This window comes from Thiomicrospira microaerophila (assembly GCF_000934765.1).
GTDB classification, from domain to species: domain Bacteria; phylum Pseudomonadota; class Gammaproteobacteria; order Thiomicrospirales; family Thiomicrospiraceae; genus Thiomicrospira; species Thiomicrospira microaerophila.
Map to the genome: position 1 here is coordinate 1 of NZ_JYNN01000075.1, position 6,500 is coordinate 6,500.

Here is a 6,500-nt window from a genome sequence, read left to right on the forward strand (position 1 = left end):
GGTGTGCAACCCCATTCATCAACCAGATTGACTTGGGCGCCTGCCTCTAACAATACCCAAAACATCTCGGGGCGTTTCTTTATAATCGCGAGCATGAGCGCATTGTGACCCCTGATATTGATCACATTAACATCCGCATTAAGTGACATTAAATAAACGAAGGTTTTAGTTTTGTCGGTAAACACAGCACCCATTAATGCCGTGTTGCCAATATGGTTGGTTGCATTTATCTGTGCGCCGGCATCAATTAGTGCCTTGGCCAAGATTTCACTATCCTGCTCCCACCTGAACCCATTAACCGTGAAATGCAAAGCTGTTCGACCCGTGTCGTTCATCGCATTTGGATTGGCTCCGAGTGCAAGTAATCGGTTCACCATGAGCGCTCGATTATAATAAACGGCGACCATGAGTGGTGTCCAACCGTTACTGTCTGCTTGATTAACATCGGCCTTATGGCTAAGCAGTAGCTCAAAAATATCAAGTTCGTCTAAATAGATGCTTGCATAGAGAAGACTTACACCCTGTTCATCAACGACGTTTACATTGCCGCCACGCAGCAAGAAGTTTTCTATTGCCGCTATATCGCTTTGATCAATGGCTTCTTTCAGCAATAAAACCTCGGTAGATAACGCTTTATCGCTAGATGCTTGTGATAGGGAAGAGGTGTGTTGACTGGAATGTGTGCAACCAGAAAGAAAAAATACACCTACAACAAGGAGGAATAGATAATTAAGCAACCAATGATGTATTAAACCTGTTCTAAACACACTCACACAGTTCAAGTTCAACCGATTAAATTGCATATACCACCACTTTCAAATCCTTATAGCGAAAAATATTGTCTTTGATGGGTTCCAATAACGCCCAAACCTCATCCTGGATAACATACTTACTTGAAAGATACAGAGTTTTACGCACCTGATCATAGTGCAAACTTTTATTAATCGCCGTTGTAATCTCAGCATCGCTTTTCTTAACGCTCAAGTATTCATTTATTTTTTCAGGCGGAATGTACTGGTAATCTGGTAAATAGCCATCGAGTTTATCGTTTATTTTGTCCAGTTGCGCTCGAGTAAATTCCATTTTGCGCCAGTGCTTACACTGGATAAGATAAATGGATTCCATATTTCTGGGTAGCACGACAATATCAACCCCTTGATCTGCGTAACCTTGAATAAAGCCATTGTAAATAACCAAATCCCCTTTAAGCTCGAACTTACGCCCAATATGCAACTCATACCCATCCCCTCTGTTCTTTAAAACATCTTGTTCGGGTCTATCTTTACTAAAGTCTGACTTAGTTTGCTTTAAAGAGGCACTTTGCTGCCTAGTCGTGTTTTTATTGGATTTATTGGCAGTCTGAGGGGGGACTTCAGACTTTATCTTCGAAGGACTTGTATAGCCAGAAAGATTGGTGTCTTCTTTCTTTTTTAGCTGCGCAGCTATCGCTCGTTCTTGATTTTTCTTTCTTTTATATTCTTCCTTAGTTTTTTTGTTGAAATGTTCATAAAGCATTCCAACAATAACAAAGAGCACCACAAATATTAACAAATCCATTAAAACTCATCATCCCAATAGTTATCTTGTGCAGGTTTGCTTTTGGGTGGTTCGGCTCCGCTGTATTCAGGTTCAGGAGGTTTTGGCTGGGTAAATGAGTCATTTTTGACCTTAACTTCCTCTTCCTCAGGCTGACGCAATAGCGTGTCGTATTCCGACTGAAGCTGATTAAAGTAATCTTTGAGTTCTTCAATGGTTTGCTTAAAATAGGCATCCCAAGATTCAAGACTGCTAATCAATTGCCAAGTTTCATTCTCATTAATCTGCTCAATGTCATGATGGATCTCTTCTAACTTAGCAACCAACTCTTCAATCTTGGCCTCAATTTGTTCTCGATCAGTCAATTGGTCACTGGCGAGCACAAATGCTGTACCATTTTGCAAACTTTCCAGAAATTCTTTGACGGTCTCAATATCGCCGTTGTCACGAGCATTGTTGAGCTGTTGCATGATTTCATGAGCCTGATCTTTAAACTCATCCGCTGCGGTATCTGGATGACACAGTTTAGCGGCTTTACGAAACAACTTTTTTAGAAGCCCAGCGTCTTTATCACTCAGCTTGGCAACCTTATCCTCTTTGGCCTCTTGATAAGACTCCTCAAATTGCTCGTATTCTTGTTTGGCCTCTTCGTATGATTGTTCATCAGCCTCTTCAAACAGAGACTCTTCCTCTTTAACCGTTTGACGCTTCTCTTTAACCGTCTTTTGTTTTTGACGAATATCCTCATTCAGCGAATCTAAGGCTTCTTCTACCTCGTCATATTCAAAATCCAGTTCATCCAAAGATTCAAGCTTTTCTTCCAATTCAGCACGCTGTGTTTTCAGCGCACCCAAAGCCTCTTTTTCGATTTGAAAAACCTGTTTGGCCTCGTCTAACTTACGTTGTTTTTGCGAAAGTTTTTCCTGTTCGATTTCTTTACGCAGTTGCAGAATTTGCTGAACGATTTCACCCGTTGCCAAACTTTGTTTGGTGTTAAATTCATTCAATAAAAAAAGCTGCTCAGACTTTTGTTCACTTAACGCCTCTATAACCTCTTCAAGCTCTTTGAGTTGAGCTCGTAAGCTTTCCAATTCAGTATCTTCATATTCCACTAAATCGGTTGTGATGGAATGTAAATATAGATCAATTAACTCAATGGCCTGTGAATAGTGATTCGCATGGATTGCATCAATAATTTCAGCCAAAGAAGTCTCTTCGGATAAAAGCGATAATTGCAATTCAGCCATCTCATAATCTTGATGTTCTAGTCTTGTTTTGATTTGCTGTAAGCGTCGTTTGATTTTACCCATAGCACTTCTTAGATGAATTATTAATAATAAATTACCATTCTAGCCAATCCTCTATGTAAGTAGGGGAAAAATAACTTGAAGAAACAAGTGTAGATTTTGTCCCCACTAAAATAGTGTGAACTTTTTTATTCTTTGGCAAATCTTCCCAGCACAGTGCCCCATAATGGATTGATAGACCTGTCTTGTTGTCTATGAAGGTTTCTAGCTTATCTGTTATTACATCCATACAACAATCATAACCGAAGCCTGATTTATTATATTGTTCGTAACTTAAATACTCTCTAGCCAATACATTTCTTGAACAATAAATATCAGTCAGACTTGCTACTTGTAAAATTTCTTCAGTAAGACGTAAGCTATTTTGTGAAATGTCTAAAATTTCAAGTTTTTTTAGTTTCCTTAATTCGGTAGGGAGGTTTTGGATGCGATTTTCTGCAATGCGGAATACTCTTAAATTTTTTAGCTTCGTAACATCTAAAGGAAATTCCGAAAAACAGTTTTGAGAGAGGTTTAGTATTTGGAGATTTACCAATTGACTTATTCCCTCTGGAATAAATTTAATTTTACATCCTGATATATCAAGAAGCTTTAACGTCTCCAACTGGAAGATTTCTGTAGGGAAGTCATTAATAGAGCTCATGTCATGCCCATTAATATAAAGCTCACTTAGCTCTGGAAAACAACTATCCAAACCAAATTCTTGAGAGCTGTTTTCAAAACATCCAACGATCGTAAGTTTTCTTAAAGATTTAAGATTCTTTAAAGACTGTATATCAAAAGGTTGAGAATGTTTGTTTACTATCTCTAAATCTTCAATACTCGTAAGTTTAGACAAAATACTCAAGTTATTTTCAGATGATAAATCTGAATAAAAACAGACAGATAATTTTTTAATATTTTTTAAGCCACAAACTTCATCCGGTAAAAGGAAATATATGCTTGAAACATCCATTACTTCAAGATCCGATAGCATCGAAAATATTTCAGTATTTTTAAATCCAAAATTCCCAAAATACCCACCTAAAATTCTGAATTCTTTTAAGGTGTAAGGAATGTTTAAAAAGTCTAAGTTAATAAAATCATAATTTGATGGAATAGAACTATAACTATTACTAATGGTGATTGATAAATGCTCCAATGAACTGATATATGGAAACTGAATTCTTTCAAGTTCGCTTAATTTTATGACAACATTTACACTTAGGTAATTCAGTTTCTTTAAATTAGCCATATCATTTAACTCAAGATCGGAACTTAATAATAAGCAAAAACGTAATTGCCTTAAGTTTTTAAGTTTTGATATTTTCTGTATTATTACAGATTCTTCCGAGGTGATTAAATCAAGAGGAAAATGCAAACTTTCGATCTCAATATTCTCTAATATATTCGTAGTCTCGCAAAAACTAGAACGATAATCATCTCCTACATCACCATACCCTAAAATAAGTTCTTTTATCCCTACATTGAATGCCATCTTGTAATCATTAGATATTATGTTTTTCTCAGTACCATTTTCATCGTAATAAATCTCAAATGCATCCCTACATATTGGGCCATATTTTGAATCTAAGTATTTTAGGTTTTTGAGACTTAGTATGCATTCAGGCATGTTTTTTAGAGAACGGATATTTAAATAGGTTAAGTTTTTTAAATTTTCAATTTTTGAAGGTAAACCACCACCATCAATGTTAGGTATATTTAAATGAGTGAGATACTTTAAATTGCCTATTTCTGGCGGGATGCTAACTGTCTGGAAGCTAAAGGCCGTATCAAGATCAAGGTGAGTTAAATATTTTAGTTTTTCCTTATCACGAGGCAATCCAGTCCAATACCCTGAGACAATTACATAAGTACCTTCATACTCATAAGCACCTTCATACTCGGCAGGAAACCAGTTTTCGTAACATTGCAAAATATTACTATAGTATTCTTTTAATGATGACCTCTTGAGAAAATGTAAAAGTTCATTTAAATCTTTACACCCAAAAGTAGCTATCCTTATATGTCTAAAATCATCAACCCAAGTTAGATCCGGAATACCATTTTCATCCGCCCAAGCACATAAACGCTCCATCCAGCTATCATCTTCTGGAATGGCTAGATCTTTAGCTGACTTGGCTCGCTGCAATACATTTTGTGTCACATTCATCAATTTATTTGAACGTTTTAAAACCTTCGCAACGGAAGTATTTTTGGTTGTCTGTGGTAGTTTTTTTTCAGTCATTTTTATGAATCTTATTTATACGTCATTCTAGCAATGGCTAAACTTTTTTCTTTAAGTCGTTCATAATCTTCATCTGTTTCACAAGGCTCATTTGGAAAAAGTTTTTTCATTTCTTCTTTACCTTCTTGGCGTATACCTTCCTGAAACTCTTTGGCTTGAACATTGAAGTTTTGAAGTGTTTCGGTTATAAAGTTTAATAATTTTGACATCTGCTAGAACCCTTAATTCGATGTTATTTGTAAATTAATAAAGTGAGTTAAGTTCACGAGCATATTATATGAGGTTTCACTTTTTAATGGATTAAATCCTTAATTTCCCTGTGTGTCAACATAATGTTGAGCCAGCTGATTTTAAGATAACATATAAATCAGGGTATTGATCCCGCGCTTGTTTTAGCCATGTATAAAGCGTTGACTTATTCAGTTGTTCTTCTTTTGCAATCAATGATACGGGTTGATTATGCGGTGGCAATAGCTTTTTTAGGATAGCTTCTTTTCTCTTCAGGTTTAACTTACTCATTTTTACGCCCTAATCCGCCCAGTTGTGTTTTAAATTAAAAGCGACAACTAGTCTGACACAGGGGGGGCATAATAAATTGGCTAAATGACTAAATTACCATTCTTAGTAATTACGACAACAATTCATAATAATGAGTTGTATTGTAATGTATATAAATTTAGGGTGGAAATAAGAATCTTTAAGGAAGCTTTAGAAATGATTTAGTTTTCTCAACATATGGATTGCAAGCTCAGTTATGGGTTCGATACATATCAATGAGTAAAGAATTTGATATGACTAAATTATCGTGTGAGTGCGGTGCTATTAAATCTTGGATGGCGCATACGTCATTTAAGTTGTGCTGCTGGATTAGACCTCTTGCAAAACTAAATACTGGTTATGATGTTTATTCCTTGTTGGCTGAGGTTTATTAGGCTTTTACTGGTGGAATTTTGTTCGAAAATGCAAACCGATTACTGGAGTTTTGCAAGAGGTCTATTAAATGATACTTAAAGGAACTAGTGTTCGAACCAAAAATGCCGATGAAATGTATTCTTCTGATGTATCAAACCGGAAACACATCAAGTCTCTGGTAAGGCTTTTATGGTAAGCGTCCGACCGTGCCCATACTTTACAGCACAGACCTCATCGCCTAACATACGTCCATGTTGATTAAGCGTGGTGTTTAGGTTTCTGGAAGGGGTGTCCAGTCTCGACCCGGCAGGAGTAGATGAAGGTCTTTGTTTTTGGTGGTGGGTAAGCGTTTAAGGGTATCGCTTAACCAGTGGGCGGGATTTAAGTTGTTCGCTATTGCGCTGGCAAGTAATGAAAAGATGGATTTTTGGCGCTTGCCGGCTGACTCGGATCCGATAAACAACCAGTTCTTGCGTCCCAGTGCAATGGGGCGAATGGCATTCTCAGCGGGGTTGTTA

General features: G+C 36.8%; 7 protein-coding genes. All 7 read right to left on the reverse strand.

The features are described from left to right. Nucleotides 1–803: ankyrin repeat domain-containing protein (locus tag NA59_RS14535; protein ID WP_052501672.1), on the reverse strand; the 803-nt coding region annotated here is incomplete at its 3' end. Next, nucleotides 793–1,557, reverse strand: a complete 765-nt coding sequence (locus NA59_RS12255) for a hypothetical protein (protein WP_044413257.1) — start codon at nt 1,555–1,557, stop codon at nt 793–795. The genes NA59_RS14535 and NA59_RS12255, both read right to left, overlap by 11 nt. Next, on the reverse strand, nt 1,557–2,846 hold the full coding sequence (locus tag NA59_RS12260) for a coiled-coil domain-containing protein (RefSeq protein WP_044413259.1): 1,290 nt from the start codon (nt 2,844–2,846) through the stop codon (nt 1,557–1,559). Before NA59_RS12260 ends, NA59_RS12255 begins: the two co-directional genes overlap by 1 nt. A 31-nt stretch (nt 2,847–2,877) precedes the next feature. Then, entirely contained in the window at nt 2,878–5,070 is a 2,193-nt protein-coding gene (locus NA59_RS12265) for a leucine-rich repeat domain-containing protein (protein ID WP_044413262.1), read from the reverse strand. 11 nt (nt 5,071–5,081) lie between these two features. Then, a complete protein-coding gene (locus NA59_RS12270; protein ID WP_044413265.1) occupies nt 5,082–5,279 on the reverse strand; it encodes a hypothetical protein in 198 nt (65 codons plus the stop codon). A gap of 115 nt (nt 5,280–5,394) precedes the next feature. After that, nucleotides 5,395–5,589: a hypothetical protein gene (locus NA59_RS12275; protein WP_044413268.1), complete on the reverse strand. Its 195-nt coding sequence runs from the start codon at nt 5,587–5,589 to the stop codon at nt 5,395–5,397. A gap of 664 nt (nt 5,590–6,253) precedes the next feature. After that, a partial coding sequence (locus NA59_RS14875) for a transposase domain-containing protein (protein WP_157792636.1) occupies nt 6,254–6,500 on the reverse strand: 247 nt, incomplete at its 5' end.